17 protein-coding genes are annotated in these 19,138 nt (G+C 61.5%); 11 read left to right on the forward strand and 6 right to left on the reverse strand.

Annotated elements, in window-relative coordinates; all coding sequences use genetic code 11:
• Positions 1-138 precede the first annotated feature (138 nt).
• The 7 genes from ABD937_RS18950 (at position 139) to ABD937_RS18980 (ending at position 7,082) form a co-directional block, all read left to right on the forward strand.
• Positions 139-1,977 (forward strand): glycoside hydrolase family 9 protein, encoded by a 1,839-nt coding sequence (locus ABD937_RS18950; RefSeq protein ID WP_345257442.1) that lies wholly within the window; start codon positions 139-141, stop codon positions 1,975-1,977.
• 362 nt (positions 1,978-2,339) lie between these two features.
• Positions 2,340-3,002, forward strand: a complete 663-nt coding sequence (locus ABD937_RS18955) for a sterol desaturase family protein (protein ID WP_345257443.1) — start codon at positions 2,340-2,342, stop codon at positions 3,000-3,002.
• Between the two features lie 196 nt (positions 3,003-3,198).
• Complete coding sequence (gene trmB / locus ABD937_RS18960; protein WP_345257444.1) at positions 3,199-3,912, forward strand: tRNA (guanosine(46)-N7)-methyltransferase TrmB; 714 nt, start codon at positions 3,199-3,201, stop codon at positions 3,910-3,912.
• A complete protein-coding gene (locus ABD937_RS18965; protein WP_345257445.1) occupies positions 3,893-4,087 on the forward strand; it encodes a C1orf53 family protein in 195 nt (64 codons plus the stop codon). Before trmB ends, ABD937_RS18965 begins: the two co-directional genes overlap by 20 nt.
• Positions 4,088-4,258: 171 nt before the next feature.
• Positions 4,259-4,633 carry an MGMT family protein gene (locus ABD937_RS18970; protein ID WP_345257446.1) on the forward strand — a complete coding sequence of 125 codons (375 nt, stop codon included), beginning with the start codon at positions 4,259-4,261 and terminating at the stop codon, positions 4,631-4,633.
• A gap of 349 nt (positions 4,634-4,982) precedes the next feature.
• Positions 4,983-5,567, forward strand: coding sequence for a YceI family protein (locus ABD937_RS18975; protein ID WP_345257447.1), 585 nt, complete (start codon positions 4,983-4,985; stop codon positions 5,565-5,567).
• A 255-nt stretch (positions 5,568-5,822) separates the two neighbouring features.
• Positions 5,823-7,082 (forward strand): pyridoxal phosphate-dependent aminotransferase, encoded by a 1,260-nt coding sequence (locus ABD937_RS18980; protein ID WP_345257448.1) that lies wholly within the window; start codon positions 5,823-5,825, stop codon positions 7,080-7,082.
• A 5-nt stretch (positions 7,083-7,087) separates the two neighbouring features.
• On the opposite strand, the gene ABD937_RS18985 is transcribed toward ABD937_RS18980, so the two are convergent.
• On the reverse strand, positions 7,088-7,330 hold the full coding sequence (locus ABD937_RS18985) for a hypothetical protein (RefSeq protein ID WP_345257449.1): 243 nt from the start codon (positions 7,328-7,330) through the stop codon (positions 7,088-7,090).
• Between the two features lie 223 nt (positions 7,331-7,553).
• Here ABD937_RS18985 and ABD937_RS18990 point away from each other — a divergent pair, with 223 nt between their 5' ends.
• The 3 genes from ABD937_RS18990 (at position 7,554) to ABD937_RS19000 (ending at position 10,567) form a co-directional block, all read left to right on the forward strand.
• On the forward strand, positions 7,554-8,666 hold the full coding sequence (locus tag ABD937_RS18990; protein WP_345257450.1) for a glycosyltransferase: 1,113 nt from the start codon (positions 7,554-7,556) through the stop codon (positions 8,664-8,666).
• A 32-nt stretch (positions 8,667-8,698) separates the two neighbouring features.
• Entirely contained in the window at positions 8,699-9,601 is a 903-nt protein-coding gene (locus ABD937_RS18995; protein ID WP_345257451.1) for a DMT family transporter, read from the forward strand.
• 564 nt (positions 9,602-10,165) lie between these two features.
• Complete coding sequence (locus tag ABD937_RS19000) at positions 10,166-10,567, forward strand: hypothetical protein (RefSeq protein WP_345257453.1); 402 nt, start codon at positions 10,166-10,168, stop codon at positions 10,565-10,567.
• A 193-nt stretch (positions 10,568-10,760) separates the two neighbouring features.
• Here the strand turns inward: ABD937_RS19000 and ABD937_RS19005 are convergent, their stop codons facing one another.
• From ABD937_RS19005 to ABD937_RS19020, 4 genes are all read right to left on the reverse strand, one after another.
• Positions 10,761-11,258 (reverse strand): SixA phosphatase family protein, encoded by a 498-nt coding sequence (locus ABD937_RS19005; protein WP_345257454.1) that lies wholly within the window; start codon positions 11,256-11,258, stop codon positions 10,761-10,763.
• A 348-nt stretch (positions 11,259-11,606) separates the two neighbouring features.
• On the reverse strand, positions 11,607-13,454 hold the full coding sequence (locus tag ABD937_RS19010; RefSeq protein ID WP_345257455.1) for an amidophosphoribosyltransferase: 1,848 nt from the start codon (positions 13,452-13,454) through the stop codon (positions 11,607-11,609).
• A gap of 332 nt (positions 13,455-13,786) precedes the next feature.
• The gene (locus ABD937_RS19015; protein WP_345257456.1) at positions 13,787-15,625 is read right to left on the reverse strand and encodes a PAS domain-containing sensor histidine kinase; all 1,839 of its coding nucleotides are present in this window, start codon (positions 15,623-15,625) and stop codon (positions 13,787-13,789) included.
• Between the two features lie 205 nt (positions 15,626-15,830).
• The gene (locus ABD937_RS19020) at positions 15,831-17,210 is read right to left on the reverse strand and encodes a peptidylprolyl isomerase (protein ID WP_345257457.1); all 1,380 of its coding nucleotides are present in this window, start codon (positions 17,208-17,210) and stop codon (positions 15,831-15,833) included.
• 595 nt (positions 17,211-17,805) lie between these two features.
• Between ABD937_RS19020 and ABD937_RS19025 the strand changes: the two genes are divergently transcribed.
• Complete coding sequence (locus ABD937_RS19025) at positions 17,806-18,102, forward strand: hypothetical protein (protein ID WP_345257458.1); 297 nt, start codon at positions 17,806-17,808, stop codon at positions 18,100-18,102.
• 26 nt (positions 18,103-18,128) lie between these two features.
• Here ABD937_RS19025 and ABD937_RS19030 read toward each other — a convergent pair whose 3' ends face one another.
• Positions 18,129-19,100 (reverse strand): SDR family oxidoreductase, encoded by a 972-nt coding sequence (locus tag ABD937_RS19030; RefSeq protein WP_345257459.1) that lies wholly within the window; start codon positions 19,098-19,100, stop codon positions 18,129-18,131.
• Positions 19,101-19,138 lie beyond the last annotated feature (38 nt).

Consider the following 19,138-nt stretch of genomic DNA (forward strand, 5'->3'; position numbering starts at 1 on the left):
GGTTTAGGGGGTTCAGGGGGTTTAGGGGGTTCAGAAAGGTTCAGGAGGGTTCAGGAGGGTTCAGAAAGGTTTGGAGTGGTTCGGGTGCTGGGGGGTGTAGCTTTAGCGAAGTTTCCGGTCATCCCCGAGCTTACCCTTATGCGCCAAAAGATCAACCTCCTCTTCGTGCTCCTGCTTGCCGCCGCGGGCGCGGGCGCCCAGTCGTCCTGGATCCGCGTCAACCAATTGGGCTATAAGCCCGCCGCGCCGAAGGTGGCCGTATGGTGCAGCAAAAACGCGGACTCCGTCAAAAGCTTCCGCCTCGTGGACGCGGCCACGAAGAAGACCGTGCTCAGCGCCCGCGCCTCGCGCGCCTTCGGTGCCTGGGGCCCCTTTGCGCAGGCGCAGCGCCTCGACTTCTCCAACGCCGCGAAGCCGGGCCGCTATTACCTCGAGGGCGGCGGCGTCCGCTCGCCCGAATTCCGCATCGGCGGCGATGTGTACGCCGGCACCGCCGACTTTTGCCTGCGCTACCTGCGCCAACAGCGCTGTGGCTTCAACCCCTTCCTGAACGACAGCTGCCATACCCACGACGGCTACACCGTATACGACCCCAACGGCGAGGGCCGTGTAGACGCGGTGGGCGGTTGGCACGACGCCTCCGACTACCTGCAGTACGCCACCACCTCGGCCAACGCCACCTACCACCTGCTGATGGCGGCGCGCGACTTCCCGGCGGTGTTCACGGATACGAAGAACGCCCGTGGCCTCGACGGCGCCAACGGCTATGCCGACGTGCTCGACGAGGCGCGGTGGGGTCTCGACTGGCTGCGCAAGCTGCATCCCGACGCCGGGCGCATGTACCACCAGGTGGCCGACGACCGCGACCACCGCGGCTTCCGCATCCCGAAAGAAGACTCCTTCTACGGGCGGGGCTACGAGCGGCCCGTCTACTTCCTCACCGGCGAGCCGCAAGGCCTTTTTCAATACCGGAACCGCGCAACGGGCGTATCGTCAACCGCGGCCAAGTTCGCCAGCGCCTTCGCCCTCGGCAACCTGCTGTTCCGCGACCGCGACCGCGACTACGGGATCCGTCTTTGGGAGAAGGCCTTCTCCGCCGAGCTATACAGCCGGAAGAAGCGCGGCGCGGCGCAGACGGCCCCGGGCCGGGCCCCGTATTTCTACGAGGAAGACAACTGGGCCGACGACGAGGAGCTCGCCTCCGCCGCCGTTGCCCATATGCTGATGGGCAAAGCCTATTACAAGGAATACCTCGACGCTGCCCTCCGCTCCGCCGCCGTGGAGCCCGTAACACCCTGGCTGGGCGCCGACACGGCCCGGCATTACCAGTGGTATCCCTTCGTCAACCCCGGGCACTACGAGCTTGCCCGCGCACTGGCGCTGCCGGCCGTGCGCGCCCTCGACGTTACCTACGGCGAGAAGCGCCGCGCGCTCATCGGCCATTACCGCGAAGGCATCCGGCGGGTGTGGGACAAGGCCCGGGGAAATGCCTTCTACCGCGGCGTGCCCGCCATCTGGTGCAGCAACAACCTCACTACTGCCTTTGCCATCCAGTGCTACTGGTACCGCACGCTCTCCGGCGACCGGCAGTTTGAGCAGCTGGAGGCCGCCGCCTTCGACTGGCTCTTCGGCTGCAATCCCTGGGGCACCTCCATGGTATACGGGCTGCCGGCAGGCGGCGATACGCCCACCGACCCCCACTCGGCCTTCACGCACCTCAACCGCTATCCCATCGATGGCGGGCTCGTGGACGGCCCCGTGTATGCCTCCATCTTCAACAGCCTGAAAGGACTGCGCCTCAGCAAGGAAGATGCGTATGCGCCGTTCCAGAGCCCACAGGGCGTTTACCACGATGATTTCGGCGACTACAGTACCAACGAGCCCACGATGGACGGCACCGCCGCGCTCGTGTACCTGCTGGCGGCCATGGAAAGCAGCCCTCTGTCCCGGCCCCCTGTCCCCCGAAGGGGGAACTAAAGTGGGACCTACTTTTCTTACTTGGACCTTTTCTCAGAGCACTTTTATACGAGAGCCCCGACTCCGTCGGGGCTTTCTACTTCAGAATTTTCAATATTCAATGTACAATGCTCAAGCAGCACCCTTTGAAAATTGAACATTGAGCATTGAATATGGAGCATTTATCTGCTTTCGGAGTAACAGCTACCCATAGAACAGCCCCAGCCTAAGTTCCCCCTCCGGGGGACAGGGGGCCGGGGGCCGGGGCGGAAGCCAAACGTTAAAAAAATGCCTGCTCAACGGCAAAGGCGCTTTGCCCGGCCAGAAAGCGCCGCCCGCAACGTTCAAAATCCTAAATTTGACCCCCTGAAACACCGTGTAGTATGAAATTCGAAAAGATCCATAACAAGGGGCAGGCCCAGCTCTTCCGCAACCCGGTGCTGGAAATGCTCACCAAGGCGCACCCGCTCGTGATCTGGGGCATGTACCTCCCGGTCATCATCGGCTTCCCGATCTATGCCTCCCGTGAGTTCGGCTTCGAGCTGTCGCGCGTGGCCGCGCTGTTCCTCGGCGGCGCCTTCTTCTGGACGCTCTTCGAATACCTGGCCCACCGCTTCCTCTTTCATGCCATCGCCGAAAGCGGACGCGCCCAGCGCATCGTGTATGTGATGCACGGCAACCACCACCACTTCCCGCGCGACAAGCAGCGCCTCTTCATGCCGCCGGTACCGAGCCTCATCCTGGCCTCTACCATCTTCGGCCTGCAGCACCTCGCCCTCGGCAACAGCACCTTCGTGTTCTTCCCGGGCTTCATGATCGGCTACCTCATGTACGGCACGATGCACTACGCCATCCATGCCTGGAACCCGCCCTTCAAGTGGATGAAGCCCCTCTGGAGAAACCACCACCTTCATCACTACAAGGACGAGGGCAAGGGCTACGGGGTGAGCACCACCATCTGGGACCGCGTCTTCGGCACCATGTTCGACCTGAGCAAGGAAAAAGAAGACAAGGAGAAGGTAAAGGAGCTGATGTTCCAGAAGTAGAATGGGGTGATAGGAGAATGGGGTAATGGGAGAATCCCATCCGGCGCCCGCCTCCTAACGAATTCGAGCCGGCCACAGCGCCGGCTTTCTTAACCCGTTCTTCTCCAACCCTTCTAAGCCTTCCTGAACCCTCCTAAACCTTTCTGAACCTTATTCCCCCATTCTCCCATCACCCCATTACCCCATTCATTTTCCCTTGGGCCACAAAAAACTGATCCGCTTCGAAGCCATCAAGAACTTTCCCAACGTGCTGCAGTATCCCGAGGGGATCGCCGGCAGGTGGGCAGCGCATTTCGGCAACGACCATCCCCTTACCCTCGAGCTTGCCTGCGGTAAGGGCGAGTATACGCTCGGCCTCGCGCGCCGCTACCCGGAGCGCAACTTCCTGGGCGTGGACCTGAAGGGCAACCGCATCTGGGCGGGCGCCCGAAAAGCGCTCGACGAAGGGCTCACGAATGCGGGCTTCCTGCGCATCCTCATCGAAGGCATCAACGGGTTCTTTGCCCCGGGTGAGGTCGAAGAGATCTGGATCACCTTCCCCGACCCGCAGCTCCGCACGGGCAAGGCCAAGAAGCGCCTCACCCACCCGCGCTTCCTGCGCCGCTACCAGGGGCTGCTGAAGCCCGGCGGAAAGATCCATCTAAAGACCGACTCGCCCAACCTGTACCAGTTTACGATGAAGGTGTGCCGGATGTACGGCTGCACCGTGCTGGAGCATTCCGACAACGTGTATGCGCAGGCCGAAGTAAAGCCCGACCTGCAGATCCGCACGTACTACGAGTCGCTCGACATCGCCGGCGCGGCCCGCGTGCACTACGTGTGTTTCACCCTGCCCGATACCTTGCCCGGCACCGAATTGGATGCGCAGCTCCAGGAAGAACTGAAACACGATGAGCAACCCCTTAGTTGAAGGCGAGGACTACTATTGGAACGAGCAGGGCTACGTGGTGCTCAGCGAGCGGCACCACCTGAAGCGCGGCTACTGCTGCGGCATGGGCTGCCTGCACTGCCCCTACCACTACGAGGCCGTGCCCGAGCCGCGCCGCACCGAGCTCCTCGAAGGTCGGGCAGAGCACGAAGGATAGAGAAAGAACACGGATGGAACGGATGCCGCGGGTAAGCACGGATTTGTCCCCATCTGCCCGATCCGTTCTATCCGTGTCCGCCTTACGCAAGTCCGCCGGAAAGAAAGCTGCCGAAAACAGCACGCCATTCCCGATTCACGATTGACGATTCACGTGTAGTACCTTCCCCTCATGAAAAAGCCCCCGCTGAAGAAAGTAACGCCCTCGGGCCGCGCCGACGACGATGCGACCTTTTTTGCGCAGGTCTACGATGTGGTGCGGCAGATCCCGAAGGGCCGCGTCACCTCCTATGGCGCCATCGCCGCTGCCCTCGGCACCCGCGGCTCCGCCCGCATGGTGGGCTGGGCCATGAACAACTGCCACCAGCTGACGCCCAAGGTGCCCGCGCACCGCGTGGTGAACCGCCTCGGCCTCCTCACCGGCAAGATGCACTTCGGCGATCCCGACCGCATGCAGCAACTCCTCGAAAAAGAAGGCGTGCGCGTGGCCAACGACCAGGTGCAGGACTTCGCGAAAAAGTTTTGGGACCCCGCACAGGAGCTCTAGCCCCCTGTCCCCCCAAGGGGGCACTTAGGTGGAAACTGTTTTCGTAAAACGAACATTTCGTAAAGCACTTCATTCCAAAGCCCAAGCCTAACGAGCGTGTTTTCGGTGTCAAAAGGAAGGATCCGAACAAAGGATTAGTGAGCAATTAAAGTGGGCCGGCGCAGACTCTTATTCGAATTCATGTAATGATGTATTTCCTTTCCTGTTCCCAACTCAAGGAAGGGTTAATGAGAAAAAGAACTGCCCCAGCCTAAGTGCCTCCTTGGGGGGACAGGGGGCTTTTCTTATCCTATATCAATGTTCGAACATTGTTGCGCGGCTATTTTTGCGTCACACAAACCGAACACAGATGAAAAAGATCCTCTTTTCCGCCGGCCTCGCCCTCCTGTCCACGGGCGTCTTTGCCCAGACCAAATGGAACCTGGACGCGTCGCACTCCAACGTCCGCTTCACCGTATCGCACCTCGTGATCTCGGAGGTGGAAGGCTCCTTCCGCAAGTTCGAAGGCAACATCGCGCACACGAAGCCTGACTTCACCGATGCCGCCATCAACTTCACCGTGGACGTCAACTCCATCAACACCGACAACGAGGGCCGCGACAAGCACCTCAAGGGCGACGACTTCTTCAATGCCGCACAATACCCGCAAATGACCTTCAAGAGCACGTCGTTCAAAAAGGTATCGGGCAATAAATACCTGCTCGCCGGCATCATGACCATCCGCAACGTTTCGAAGCCCGTCACCTTCGACGTGACCTATGGCGGCACGGTAAAAGATCCCTGGGGCAATACGAAAGCCGGCTTCAAGGCCAAGGGCAGCGTCAACCGCTTCGACTACGGCCTCAAGTGGAACACGATGACCGAAGCCGGCGGCGCCGTTGTAGGCAAGGACATCGACATCGACCTCAAACTGGAATTCGCACAAGCCAAGTAAAAAGCGCCCTTCGGGGCGCTTTTGGTTTATTGGTCTATTTGTTTATTGGTTTATTAGTAAGGGTCGTTTACGGAGCCACAGTCATTACTGGTAAGCCTGTCCTGGGCGACCCGAAGGTTACGCGGGGTGTTCCTGGTCCATACCTATCTTACGTAGCTCACCCGCTCACCTGCTCACCTGCTCACCTGCTCACCTGCTCACGATTGACGATTCACGATTCACGTTACCCCTTACTTTTGCCGTAATCCCGTAAGCATGAAATTGTCCCACCTTTCAGAAACCCTCATCGGCTCCGAGATCGTGAAGCTGGGCGGAGAGATCCGCGAGCGCATCCGCCAGGGGGAGACCATCTACAACTTCACCGTCGGCGACTTCGACCCCGCCATCTTCCCCATTCCGAAAGAGCTGGAGAACGAGATCGTGGAGGCCTATCGCCAGCACTTCACCAACTACCCCATCGCCGAAGGTAACCTCGACCTGCGCGAGGCCATCATCCGCTTCCACCAGGAGTTCCAGGGAGGTCTTTCCTATGCCCCCGACGAGGTGCTCGTGGCCTCCGGCGGCCGCCCGCTCATCTACGCGCTGTACCGCGCCATCTGCGACAAAGGCGACAAGGTGATCTATGCCGCGCCGAGCTGGAACAACAACCACTATACGCATTTCATCGGCGGCGAGCACGTGATCGTGGAAGCGACCGCCGAAAGCAACTTCATGCCCACCGCGGCCGACCTCGCCCCGCACCTCCCCGGCGCCGTGCTGCTGGCCCTCTGCTCGCCGCAGAACCCCACGGGCACCACCTTCCGCCCGGAGGAGCTCAAGGCCATCTGCGAGCTGGTGGTGGCCGAGAACAAGCGCCGCGGCGAATCCGAAAAGAAACTCTATGTCCTGTTCGACCAGATGTACTGGCAGCTCACCTACGGCGCCATCGAGCACTGCGACCCCGTGTCGCTCGTGCCCGGGATGCGCGACTACACCGTGTTCGTGGACGCGGTGAGCAAGGTGTTTGCCGCTACGGGCGTGCGCGTTGGCTGGAGCCTCGGACCGGCGTTCATCCTCAACAAGATGAAGGCGATCCTCTCGCATGTGGGCGCCTGGGCGCCGATGGCGGAGCAGAAGGCCGTGGCGCGCTACCTGGCGCAGCCGGAAGCGATCCGCAGCTACCTCGCCGGGTTCAAGCGCGAAATCGAGGAGCGCCTGCGGCGCATCTACGAGGGATTTGAAGCATTAAAGCAGGAAGGATTGCCGGTGGACGCGGTTGCGCCCGAGGCGGCCATTTACCTCACCATCAAGATCGACGGGGTGGGCCGCACTACGCCCGCGGGGGCTGTGCTCCAGAACCAGTCGGAGGTGACGTCGTATATATTGAATGAAGCAAAGCTGGCGGTGGTGCCGTTCTATGCCTTCGGAGCCCCGAAGGGATCGCCCTGGTATCGCCTGAGCGTGGGCACCTGCCGGAAAGAGGAGATCGGGGAGATGATCGGGAAGCTGGGCACTGCGCTGCGCGGACTGCGCTGAGCGGACTAATTGCGGTTGATCAGGAAGTAGAACGGCTTCAGCTCGCTGGCTTCCACGGCCTTCAGGATCTTGCGCGGCTTGCGGGTGATGGAGTTGCGCGCCACGAGCTCGTGCGCCCGGCAGAACACCTCGTTGCATTCCACCTGCGTCAGGATCTTGTTCAGGCATTCCACGGTCTCGTTCAGGGCTTGCTGGCTCTGATTGTTCTCCTTCAATAGGACCAAGAGGTCGCGCTTACCGTTTTCCATACATTCCCGTTTTTGTGGTTTCTTACCCGCGAACACCAGGACAGCCGCATTTGCTTCCGCGGCCGCTGCCGGAGTAATAATTCCGGTTGCAGCTGGTCGTCATTAGTACCACAGTCAAACAGAGTGCCACAAGCATGGAGAGCTTTCTCATAGAATCGTTTTGTAAACGAACTAAATTACTACCCTTTTAGTACACCCGTTGGCGACCTCCGCAAAATTTAACATGACTGCAGCGCCCCGACCCGACCCGCCCACCGTGCTTGTAGCCGCGCTCGACTGGGGCCTGGGCCATGCAACCCGCTGTATTCCAATCATCCGCTGCCTGCTGGCCGCCGGCGTAGCCGTACGCCTCGCCGGCAGTGGGCCCTCCGGTGCGCTGCTGCGCCTGGAGTTCCCCGACCTGCCTTATAACGAGCTGCCCGCCACTTCGGTTCACTATGCCCGCAGCCGCCATGCGCTGCTGTGGAAAATATTGCTGCAAGTGCCGAAGCTCCGGAAAGTTGTGGAAGCCGAAAACCGCTGGCTGCACCAACTGCTGAACAAAGAGGGAATCCGCGGGGTCATTTCCGACAACCGCTACGGCCTTCATCACCCCGGTGTGCGCTCCGTGCTCATCACCCACCAGCTCTCCATCCGGACCCCGTTGGGGCGTGTTGGCAACGACATCCTGCGCTGGTGGCACTACCGCCTCATCGGCCGCTTCTCCGCCTGCTGGGTGCCCGACCACGAAGGGGCGCCCAACCTCGCCGGCGCGCTCGCACACCCGCGGAACCTGCCCCCCGTGCCCACGCGGTACATCGGGCCGCTCTCGCGCTTCGCGCCGGCCGGCCCCGCTACCGGCCCGAAGCGCCTCGTGCTGCTGCTGTCAGGCCCCGAGCCGCAACGGTCGCTGTTCGAACGGCAACTCTGCGCGCAACTTCCCGGTTACGGGACACCGGTACTCCTCGTGCGCGGGCTGCCCCGTGGCGGGGGCAGCGCGCTGCAACTGCCGGCACACGTACAGGTGCTCGATCACCTCTCTTCTTCAGACCTGCATACCGAGCTTTCCGCTGCTTCCTTCGTGCTGGCACGCAGCGGCTACAGCACCGTGATGGACCTCGCCGCCCTCGGCGTCCGCGGCATCCTGGTGCCCACACCGGGGCAGCCCGAGCAGGAATACCTCGGGCGCCATCTTCAATCCGAAGGCTTCGCCCCTGCGTTCCGGCAGGAGGACTTCGACCTCGCGGCGGCCCTTGCAGCCGCGGAGCGCTTTCCCTACCGGATCCCGCAACCTGGCGGCCCGGCGCCACTCGAACGCACCGTCCGGGAATGGCTCGCCACCCTGCCCGCTTCCTGAACCCGCGCGGGCTGTCGTATCTTGCGGCCCGAATGAACAACACCCTCAAGGCGCACGCGGCCGTGCTGGGCACCAACCTCTTTTTCGCCGCCAACTTCAGCCTCGTGAAGCTGATCTCGCCGCGGCTCGTGGCCCCCTTCGGCCTCAACATCTACCGTGTAGGTGTGTCGCTGCTGCTTTTCTGGATCCTCTGGCTCTTCTCGCCCCGCAAGACGCCCCTTGCCCCGGCCGACCGGGCGCGCATCGTGTGGTGCGGGCTCACGGGCGTGGCCATCAACCAGATGCTGTTCATCCGCGGCCTTACGCTCACGAGCAGCATCCACGCGGCGCTGCTGATGCTTACCACGCCGCTGCTCATCACCGTATTCGCGCGCCTGGTGCTCAAAGAGAAAGGGTCGCGCACGCAGGTGCCCGGGCTGCTCCTCGGCGTGTGCGGCGCGGCCTGGCTCATCGCGGGCGGTAGCGCCAGCGCCGAAGCCAGCAACCCGCTCCTCGGCGACGCCCTCATCCTGCTCAACGCGATCTTTTACTCCTTCTATTTCATCCTCGTAAAGCCGCTGATGCAGCGCTATACGCCCATCGAGGTGGTGCGCTGGGTATTTACCGCGGGCTTCGTGTTCATGCTGCCCTTCGGTGCGGCCGACGCGGTGCAGGTGCCCTTCGGTGATTTCGGTGCCATGGATTGGGTGGCGCTGGCGGCGATCGTGCTCACGGGCACCTTCCTGGCCTATGCCTTCAACGCCTACGGTATCCGGCAGCTCGGTGCGGGCATCACGGGCGCCTACATCTACACGCAGCCCGTATTCGCGGTGCTGATCGCCACCCTTGTCCTCCGCGAAGGCTTCTCCTGGGCCAAGGCCGGCGCCGCGGCGCTTATTTTCCTCGGGGTGTTTTTGGTGAACCGGAAGCCAGCTTCGGGGGAGAGAAGTTCGTAGAGCGCAAGCTGGATCTCAGATGTGGGATCTATCAGGCAGAGTGGCGGCGTGGACTCCCGCCGGCGGAGAAGAACAATCGAACAGGGAACAAGAAACAGGGAACACGGAAGTAGCGCCGCACGCTTAAAGGCGGACACTGCCTGCGAAGCGGAGACCGGACAGAAGGAACGCTGATGGTTTACTATCTATACGATTTCCGCTGATGATCGCCTAAGTAGGTTCAATCCTGTTGTCCGCCCCCCCTTCCGACCATAAGATGTTTCGGTACGATAAAGTATGCCAGACCAAAACGACGCCCCCCGCTCTGTAACCCGGGAGCGCATCCTGGAAAGCCTCGCGCATGTAAGATCTTTCGATCCGATAATGTATGTTGCAAAGAGACGCCCCATTACCAATAGACCAATAGACATCCCTCCTTAGCGAAAACCTTAGCCCCTTCTTTTCTTAGCGGTAAAAATCCCTTCTTCTCCTTAAAACGCCTTTCCCGTTCACGTATGAATCGCTGCTATCAGGTTTGGATTTTCAGCAATTCGCCTTATCTTGGAATTCCAAAATCCACTCCTCATGAGAATCGCAACCCGCTTCCTGGGCCTCCTCCTGTGCCCCCTCCTCTTCACCCAATGCAAAAAAGACTCGATCGCAGCTAACACCGAGCAGCCCGCCGCCCTCACGCAGGGACAGTGGCAGGTTACGTCCGTGCACGGCACGGCCGCCACCGGCACGCACAGCACGTACCGCCTCCGCTTCGGCAACGATGGCACGCTGACCTGCCTGCAGGACGCCACCGAAAGCCGCGGCACCTGGCAATGGCAGCGCCGGGTAGAGACCGGCTCGCTGCGCCTGCAGCTGATCGATGGCCGCGCCGCCATCGCCCTGCTTCACAACGAATGGGAAGTGAAAAGCTGTACGCCCACAACGCTCACGCTCGCACGGGCCGGCGTGGAACTGCGCTTCGCGCGTCCATAGCGGGTTTGATGTTTGGGGGTTGAAGTTGCCGTAACCGGTTGATCCGGCTGCTGCTTCACCTCGGTCGGATACGCGTTGCCCGCGCGAATCAACAGATCGACGCGTCCGGGTGGTTGCTTCAACGGCGACACACGAACAGACAAGAACAGATCGCCCTATTTGATGCAAAGTCCGTCAAACCTCAAACATCAAACTACCCCAACGGATTCTTCGGGTAATCGAAAAAGAGGAACTTCTTCTCGGAGCTGGCAAAGTCTGCCCAGCTTTTGGCGTCGGTGCTCACCGCAAACACGGCGCAGGTGGGCATATCGTCGACGCGCACGGTGCTGAGGCTATTGACGTACTCGGTGATGCCGGGATTGTGGGCGAAGAGCGCCACCACGCTCTTGCCGTCGGGGAGTGCCGCTACTGCTTCGGTAAAGGCTTGCTGCGTGGGCTCATACAGGTTGTCGACGAGCTGGATGTCGTCCTTACCGAAGCCGAAGGCCTCGGCAAAGTAGCGGGCCGTGCGCTTCGCGCGCTTCGCCGGGCTCGATACGAGGTGCTCCACCTTCACGCCGTGCTCCTTCACGCGCTCCGCCATCTCCGGCGCATCCTTCTTGCCCCGATCGTTGAGCGGCCGGTCGAAGTCTTTCATCGTGATGTCGTCCCAGGAACTCTTGGCGTGGCGAACGAGGAGGAGGGTTTTCATAATGTGCTAATGAGTTGATGTGCTAATGTGCTAAAGTAAGCGTGGACAGCCAAACAGGAAATACAAAGGTCCGTAGGGGCTAATCCTCCTACAAAAAGGAGCTCTCCTCTAATCAGGAATTTGAATACATGAACAAATGAGCAAATGAACAAATGAAGTAGTGGGCCTTTGTGGCGACGGTACCGTCCCCTTCAACTTCCTGTATTCATTTGCTCATGTATTCATTTGTTCTCCTTCTTCACGTAGAAAGCCCCGACGGTGTCGGGGCTTACGTACAAAACAATGTTGGGAAAAGGTCATAATAAAAAGCATCTCCGGCCTAAGTTCCCCCTACGGGGGACAGGGGGCCTAATACCCCCGCGCGTTCTTTCCTTCCATATAGTTCATGAAGGCTTTGTTCACCACGCGGTTGCCGCCGGGGGTAGGGTAATTGCCGGTGAAGTACCAGTCGCCGAGGTTGCCGGGGCAGGCCGCGTGCAGGTCCTCGATGGTCTGGTAGATGACGGCTACCGGGATGTCGAGCCCGGCGGGGGTGATGAGCTGCGCGATCTTGGCCGTGATCTCCTCGTTCGTAAAAGTCTTGTAGACGCTCTTCACCACGTTGCGCGTGTGCAATTCGTTGCGCTCGTGCAGGGACACGCACTCGTTATAGAGCTCCTGCAGCAGGCTTTCCTGTCCGCGCTCTTTCAGTAGTTCTACGGCCGCGCTGAAGGCGATGAAGTCGCCGAGCTTGCTCATGTCGATACCGTAGCAGTCGGGGTAGCGAATCTGCGGGGCCGAGGAAACGACGAGGATCTTCTTCGGCTCGAGGCGGGCCAGCATCCGGATGATGCTTTCGCGGAGCGTGGTGCCGCGCACGATGGAGTCGTCGATCACCACGAGCGTATCCTCGCCGCGGCGCACGGTGCCGTAGGTGATGTCGTATACGTGCTGCACCATCTCCGAGCGGCTCGCGTCTTCGGTGATGAAGGTGCGCATCTTCACGTCCTTGATGGCGATCTTCTCCATCCGCACTTTGCGGTTGATCATCTCCGTGAGGCGCTCCGGGTCCACGTCGGCGCCCCAGCTCTGGATGCGCTCGATCTTGATCTGGTTGAGGTAATGCTCCGCACCCTTCAGCAGGCCGTAGAAGGCCACTTCGGCGGTGTTCGGGATAAAGGAGAAGATGGTGTTCCTGAGGTCGTAGCCGATGTGCTCGAGCACGGGCTTACTGAGGTTGTAGCCCAGCTGCTGGCGTTCCTTGTAGATCTTTTCGTCGGAGCCGCGCGAGAAGTAGATGCGCTCGAAGGAGCAGGCCTTCCGCTCTTTTGCGGGCACCACCTGCTCGATCACATAGGTGCCGTCGGGCCAGGCCACGAGTGCCTGCCCGGGCATCAGCTCCTGCACTTCGTTCTCCGCTACGTTAAAGGCGGTGCGGATGGCGGCGCGCTCGGAGGCGGCCACGATCACTTCGTCGTTGATGTAGTAATACGAGGGACGGATGCCGTGCGCGTCGCGGAACACGAAGCCCGTGCCGTTGCCGGTGATGCCCCCTACGTGGAAGCCGCCGTCGAAGAGCGGGATGGCCTTGCGGAGCACGTTGAGTATGTCGGTGGCGCCGGGTGCGGCCTCGTCGGCCTCTACCAGGAAGTGGTGGAGCACCTCCATGAGGGCTGCGAGGTCGCTCTGTTTCTGGAAGGCACCGGGCTCCACGCCCACGCTTTCGAAGAGCTCCTCGGTGTTCACGAGGTTGAAGTTTCCGGCGAGGGCGAGGTTGCGCGCCGGGATGGTGTGGCGCTTGATGAAGGGATGGCAGAACTCCACGTTGTTGCGTCCCTGGGTGCCGTAGCGGAGGTGGCCCAGCAGCAGCTCGCCCAGGAACGACAGGTGCCCTTTGAGCAGGCCGGGGTGCTGCGCGATGTCGGGGTTATACTTCTGCAGGTCGTTGAACTCCTCCCCGATCTGCCGGAACAGGTCGGCGATGGCACCGGTGTTGGCGCTGCGGAGGCGGTTCATAAACGGATAGCCCGGCTCCACGTCAAGCTTCACGGCCGCCACGCCCGCGCCGTCCTGGCCGCGGTTGTGCTGCTTTTCCATGAGGAGGTAGAGCTTGTTGAGGCCCCAGAGTACCGTGCCGTATTGCTGCTGGTACCAGGAGAAGGGCTTACGCAGACGAATGAAGGCCAGCCCGCATTCGTGTTTGATGGCATCGCTCATAGATCGGAATGAGGACGCAAAGGTAAGAGAAAGGTTTTGGGGGTTTTGGAGGTTCTTAAGGTTTAGAAAGGTTCAGGAAGGTTCAGAGGGGTTTAGGAGGGTTCAGGAAGGTTGGGAAGCCCGCCCATATTGTCATCCCGCAGCGAAGCCGTTGGGTTTTCGGTTTCAACCAGCCCATGGCTTTAGCCGTGGGTTTTCGAAATGTACCAGCCCACGACTTTAGTCGTGGGCCACCGGCGCAGAACAATCGAACAGGGAATAAGGAACAGGGAACAATGAAGGAGCACCCGGCCCAACTACCAACCTCTAAAACCCCCAGAACCTCCAAAACCCTAAGAACCCTTTTTCTCCCTCGGCACCTCCACGATCAGCACGGAGCCCTCGCCGGGCGCGGAGTCGAGCAGGAAGGTGCCGCCGCAGGTCTCGGCGCGGTTCTGCATGTTGGTGAGCCCGAGGCCGCGGCGCACCGTGGCCGGGTCGAAGCCCTTGCCGTTGTCGGTCACCGTCATCCGCAGGGGGCCGGCTTCGTTCTCCAGGGTCACGGTCACGGCTTCGGCGCCGGCGTGCTTCGCGATGTTGTTGAGCTGCTCCTGCAGGATGCGGAACAGCATCAGCTTCTGGTTCTCCGGCACGTCTTCCTCATCAAAGGCATCGACGTCGAGGCGGATCTGCATGTGGCGCGTACGCGTAAAGGCATGGATCAGGTCGTTGACCGACTCCACGAGTCCCAGGTCGCCGAGGGTGGAAGGCACCAGCGCCCGGCACAGGCTGCGGATCTCGTTGATGACGTCCGACACGTTGCGCGTGGCGAGGGCCACCATTTCGGCGGTGTCCTCGTCGGCAGTGGAGCGGGCGAGGTCGAGGTACAGTTTGATGGTGGTGAGCTGCTGCCCGATGTTGTCGTGGAGCTCCTTGCCGATGGCGGCGCGCTCCTTTTCCGACGAGTCGATGGTGGCCTGCGTCAGCTGCCGCTGGTGAGCGATCTGCCCCGAAAGCAGCTGCTCCTCGAGGCGCTTCCGCTCCGAGATATCGGTGAGCGAGGTGATGACGTAGGCCAGCGTGCCGTCGTCGTGCCGCACGGGTGTTGAGCTCACCAGCATCCAGGTGCGGTGGCCGGTGTCCGGGTGACGGTGGCCAAGCAGCGCGTTCCAGACGGGCGTACCGGTACGGAGTACCGTCGGCACCGGCAGGCGGTCGGTCGATACGAACCGCCCCTGCTCGTCGATGACGTCGTTCCAGAAGCTGTCGGTGCAGGCGAGGCCGGGGTTGGACGCCGGCAGCCCCAGCAGCCCTTTGGCCGCTTCGTTGCTCAATACGAGGCGCGCCTCGGCATCGTGCAGCAGCACGCCTTGCTGGAGGTTGGCGATCAGCATTCGGAAGCGGGCCTCGCTTTCGCGGAGGGCAGCGCCGGCCTCGCGGCGCAGGCGGTCGTCGTGCAGGTACACCACGATGCCCTGCACGTCGGGATGGGCCATCAGGTTGTGGCCGCGTACCATGCAGGGGGTCCAGCCGCCGGTGCGGTTGCGCACGCGCACCTCCACGAACTTGATCTCGGGCGTTTGCGCCACTTCGCGCTCGAATGCCTCCCGGGTCTTCTCATGGTCGTCGGGATGCACGAAGTCAAAGGCATTGCGCTCCAGGATCTCGGCAGGGGGGTAGCCCAGCACCCGGTGCACCGACGGGGAAGCGAAATGAATCCTTCCTGCCGGGTCGATCACGAGGATCCCGTCGAGGGAATCGTTGATGAGCCCGTGGTAAAAGCGCTCGCGGTGCCGCAGCTCCTGCTGGGCAGCCCGCTCGCCCGTGACGTCGCGGCCGATGAGGAGGCAGCCGCTTTGGCCGGGCAGGGAGCGCAGGGTGAAGGAGAACAGGTGCAGAGCGCCGCTTTCGCCGGCAAGGGAAAGCTCGCCGTGGCCGGTACCGGTGGCGAGGAGGGCGCCATAGAGGGCTTCGAAGAAGCCGTCGGGCTGCGTGTTGCCGGCAAGCGTGGCCAGCGAGCGGCCGGCAGTGCCGCCGGGGAAGAAGCGGAGTGCGGCCTTATTGAGCCACTGCACCACCAGCGCGGGATCGGTGCTGACGATGATATCGTCGACCTGGTCGAGGATAAAGGCCTGCTGCAGCCCCTCGGAAGGAGCGCCATCGCCGGCCGGGATGGAGGATATTGGATACATGAGGACGATTTAGATCGACGCGGTCTGCGGGCAAGGTACGACACAAAAGCCCAGCGGGGAAGGCGCGGGGTGCCAGAAGGGCAATTCCGGGGTTGGAGCAGCTAAAACAACAGGTGAAGGGAGGCGCCGCGGCGTCAACAGGGGCTAAAAGCAAAGACCCCCGACGGTACGTCAGAGGTCTTTGCTTTGTTACCAGGGAGGCTGGTCAGAATGTTTTTTGTGCATCGGCCACGTTGCTGCCTGCCGACCATTTTTTGAGCTGGGCGCAGTGCTCCACATCCTTCTCGATCATGATGTAGTAATCGGTGATGTGGGCGGCGAGCCACTTCTCCAGCACCTGCATTTTCTTCTCTTCGAGGGCGGCGGTAGAAATACGGTTGTAGTCGTCGCGCAGGTTCATGCGGTGCGGCTCGGTGCGGTTACGGAGGTACAGGATGCGCACGCCTTTGTCGCCCCGCTCGTTGGTAAATGCGGCCGGCTGCGAGATGTCGCCCACCTTCAGGGGTCCGAGCTGGGTCACCACTTCCTTGTCGAGCTCGTCGATGGCCACGTAGGAGCCGTTGCGGCCGGTGATATAGGGTCCGGAAAACTTAGCGGCTTCGTCTTCGCTGTACTTACCGGCGGCGGTGTTGAAATCCATGTTGCCGGCAACGATCTTGGCGCGCACGGAGTCGAGGCGGGAGAGGCCGGACTTGAGCTCGGCGTCGGTAACGGGTGCCTTGCGGAGGATGTGGCGCACCACGGCCTCATCGCCGTTGCGCTGCATCATCTGGATCAGGTGGAAGCCCGATTTGGAGCGGATCACGGTCGAGATCTCTCCTTCCTTGAGGCGGAAGGCGCCCTGCAGGAAGGCGGGATCCCAGATCTTGTCGGTGCGGTTCACCTGGTATTGGCCACCGCGCTCTTTGGAGCCGGGGTCTTCGGAGTAGCGCTTCACGAGCTCCTCGAAAGTGACCTGCTTGCCCTCGATCTGGCGCTTGTAGTTGTTCATTTCAGAGATCACGTACTGCTCGAGGTCGCGGGAGGCCTTCGGGTAGAGGATGATCTGGCCGATCTCGAGCTCGCTCTCGAAGAAGGGCAGGCTGTCTTTCGGGATGCGGTTGAAGTAGGCGCCCACCTCGGTGGGGGTGATGCGCACGCTCTCCACGATCTTGCGCTGCATCTGCTGGGCGAGCTTGCTTTCGCGCACCGACTCGCGGGCGTCGTCCTTGATCTGGTAGATGGTCTTGTTGGCGACGCGCTCCAGTTCTTCCTGGGTGCCGTACATGCGGATGAAGTAGCGCACGCGCTGGTCGAGCTCGGCCTCCACTTCGGAGTCGTCGATCTTGAGGGAGTCGCGCTCGGCCTGCAGCATCAGCACCTTGGATACAAGGGCCTGCTCCATGATGGCGCATTCGGGGTTCGGCGGGATCTGCTGGCCCTGGCGCTGGGCGTCGGCGATGGTGTTCTTGACGTCGGATTCCAGGATGATGCGGTCGCCTACCACCCCGAGGATGCGGTCGGCCACTACTTTCTTGACACCCTGGGCGGAGGCGCCGGCCGCGGCCAGCACCGAAAAGGCGAGGAGGAAGATGGATCGTTTCATACGCGTATCGCCAAAAATAGGGCATCGGGCGCAGGCGCGGCCGTGGGCGCTGGATTTTAACAGAATGTGGGGAGGGGCACGCAGAATACACGGAAAACGCGGAAGATTTTTCGGAAGCGTTTTCTGACTCCGGAACATGCTACTGGTGGCGACTTTACAGGTAGCGACGCGTGTCGGACTGGAAACTTTTTTAGAATACGCGGAAGGCCCGCGGGCGGGCTGGTTCGGGGGCGGGCTGGTTTAGGGGCGGGGGCATAGTTGCCCACAAATAAGGAATCGCCTCCTGAAAGGATTTTCTTCTGCGCTTTCTGCGTCCCGAAGCTTCGGGATCCGCGTGCCCCTTCGGCCCGCAGGCGGGCCGGAGCAATGGTATGGACAAGGGGGCGCCCTTGTTTTCCGGTGGGTTTGGCGAAGGGATCGATTGCCCCGGTACCAACACCAGCCCATCTTGTCATCCTGAGCTTGCCGAAGGAAGCTATGGGAACCGAAAATCGCCACCCATTTGCGGCCCGGATCACGAATAGATGCCGCTAGCGACCGAGCGAGCCCTTCATTTTCAAACGTTTATGCAGGAAATGGGTTCCAAACCCTCTTAATGGCCTCGGGAATTGCAATTCTGGCGCCCCAAGTTGCAATTTTGACAGGCGGAGACCCGATTTTGCAACACGAAGCTTCGATTTTGCAACAACGGAATGAATTTTTGCAACAACGAGCGCTCATTTTGCAACAGCAAAACCGGATTTTTTCCTTCCGAGCCGGGATTTTTGAGTGCGGAGGAGGGGTTTTTGAGTGCGGAGCTCCCATTTTGCAACAACACCCGGCTTTTTGCAACATCCAAGCCTCCTTCTTCCCCAAAACCATCAGCACCTTACGAACCCTCAAAACCTACTAAAACCCGTCAAAACCCATCAAAACCTCTCAAAACCTCCTTAAGACCAGAATCGCCGCTGCGACCCAAAGGGCAGCGAAAAGACCTTGTTTGGCAGGCGTGGGTTTTAGCCCCGTGCTGCGCCAGCCGCCGTCGATGCCGGTGCCGTAGGCAACGGGGTCGAGCACGTTGCCGCTCGTGTGCACGGTGGCTTCCGCCTTTTTGAGGTACGTACCGATAAGGCCGGCGGTGATGCGCCGCGTGAGGCCGGGGAGCAGCGCGAAGGCGGCATGCAGGAAGTGCGGAAAAGCGCCCACCGTGGAGCGGTCCTTCGGGTGCCGTACGAGGCGGAGCACCGCCCGGGCCACCTGGCGCGGATCGTAGAGGGGTGGCGCCGGCCGGAGCACCGCGCCGGTATAGTTGGCCGCGTGCTGGATCCCGGGCGAGTCGAGAAAGGCCGGGTAGAGGTCGCACACGTGGATGTTCCTGTACGCCGTTAGCTCGCCGCGCAGCGCTTCCGAAAAGCCCTTCAGGCCGAACTTGGAGGCGCAGTAGGCCGCCATATAGGGTGTCGGGATCCAGCCGCCCACCGAGATATTGTTGACCAGCAACCCGTAGCCTTGCTGCTTGAAGAGCGGCAGCACCGCGGCGGCGCCATGCACGTAGCCCAGCAGGTTGGTGCGGATCACCGCTTCATTCACTTCCGAAGGGATGTCTTCGAGCGCCCCGGCCGCCAGCACCCCGGCATTGTTCACCCATACGTCCACATGCCCGGCCCAGCGCCGGGCGGCCTCCGCGAGGGCCGCCTGCTCCGATGCTTCGCGCACGTCGGTGGGCACGGCGATGGCGATGGCGCCGAGGGCGACGCATTCCTGCACCACCTCGTCCAATGCCTCCTTGCGCCGGGCGGCCAGCACGAGGCGCGCGCCTTTTTCGGCAAAGGCCACCGCGATGGCGCGCCCCGCACCCGACGAAGCCCCTGTGATCACCACCACCTTGCCTTCGATCCCTTCGTTTTTCATGTCCTGGCTTTTCCCGGTATGGCGCAACAAACAGGCCG

Source organism: Flaviaestuariibacter amylovorans (assembly GCF_039541815.1).
Taxonomy (GTDB): domain Bacteria; phylum Bacteroidota; class Bacteroidia; order Chitinophagales; family Chitinophagaceae; genus Flavisolibacter; species Flavisolibacter amylovorans.

Coding starts and splice junctions, on each gene's coding strand:
- ABD937_RS18965 (WP_345257445.1), top strand. CDS start 3,893: ATGAGCAACCCCTTAGTTGAAGGCGAGGACTACTATTGGAACGAGCAG.
- ABD937_RS18990 (WP_345257450.1), top strand. CDS start 7,554: ATGACTGCAGCGCCCCGACCCGACCCGCCCACCGTGCTTGTAGCCGCG.
- ABD937_RS18955 (WP_345257443.1), top strand. CDS start 2,340: ATGAAATTCGAAAAGATCCATAACAAGGGGCAGGCCCAGCTCTTCCGC.
- ABD937_RS19000 (WP_345257453.1), top strand. CDS start 10,166: ATGAGAATCGCAACCCGCTTCCTGGGCCTCCTCCTGTGCCCCCTCCTC.
- ABD937_RS19005 (WP_345257454.1), bottom strand. CDS start 11,258: ATGAAAACCCTCCTCCTCGTTCGCCACGCCAAGAGTTCCTGGGACGAC.
- ABD937_RS19015 (WP_345257456.1), bottom strand. CDS start 15,625: ATGTATCCAATATCCTCCATCCCGGCCGGCGATGGCGCTCCTTCCGAG.
- ABD937_RS18970 (WP_345257446.1), top strand. CDS start 4,259: ATGAAAAAGCCCCCGCTGAAGAAAGTAACGCCCTCGGGCCGCGCCGAC.
- ABD937_RS18975 (WP_345257447.1), top strand. CDS start 4,983: ATGAAAAAGATCCTCTTTTCCGCCGGCCTCGCCCTCCTGTCCACGGGC.
- ABD937_RS18985 (WP_345257449.1), bottom strand. CDS start 7,330: ATGGAAAACGGTAAGCGCGACCTCTTGGTCCTATTGAAGGAGAACAAT.
- ABD937_RS19030 (WP_345257459.1), bottom strand. CDS start 19,100: ATGAAAAACGAAGGGATCGAAGGCAAGGTGGTGGTGATCACAGGGGCT.
- ABD937_RS19010 (WP_345257455.1), bottom strand. CDS start 13,454: ATGAGCGATGCCATCAAACACGAATGCGGGCTGGCCTTCATTCGTCTG.
- ABD937_RS18950 (WP_345257442.1), top strand. CDS start 139: ATGCGCCAAAAGATCAACCTCCTCTTCGTGCTCCTGCTTGCCGCCGCG.
- ABD937_RS18980 (WP_345257448.1), top strand. CDS start 5,823: ATGAAATTGTCCCACCTTTCAGAAACCCTCATCGGCTCCGAGATCGTG.
- ABD937_RS19025 (WP_345257458.1), top strand. CDS start 17,806: ATGGCCTCGGGAATTGCAATTCTGGCGCCCCAAGTTGCAATTTTGACA.
- ABD937_RS19020 (WP_345257457.1), bottom strand. CDS start 17,210: ATGAAACGATCCATCTTCCTCCTCGCCTTTTCGGTGCTGGCCGCGGCC.
- ABD937_RS18995 (WP_345257451.1), top strand. CDS start 8,699: ATGAACAACACCCTCAAGGCGCACGCGGCCGTGCTGGGCACCAACCTC.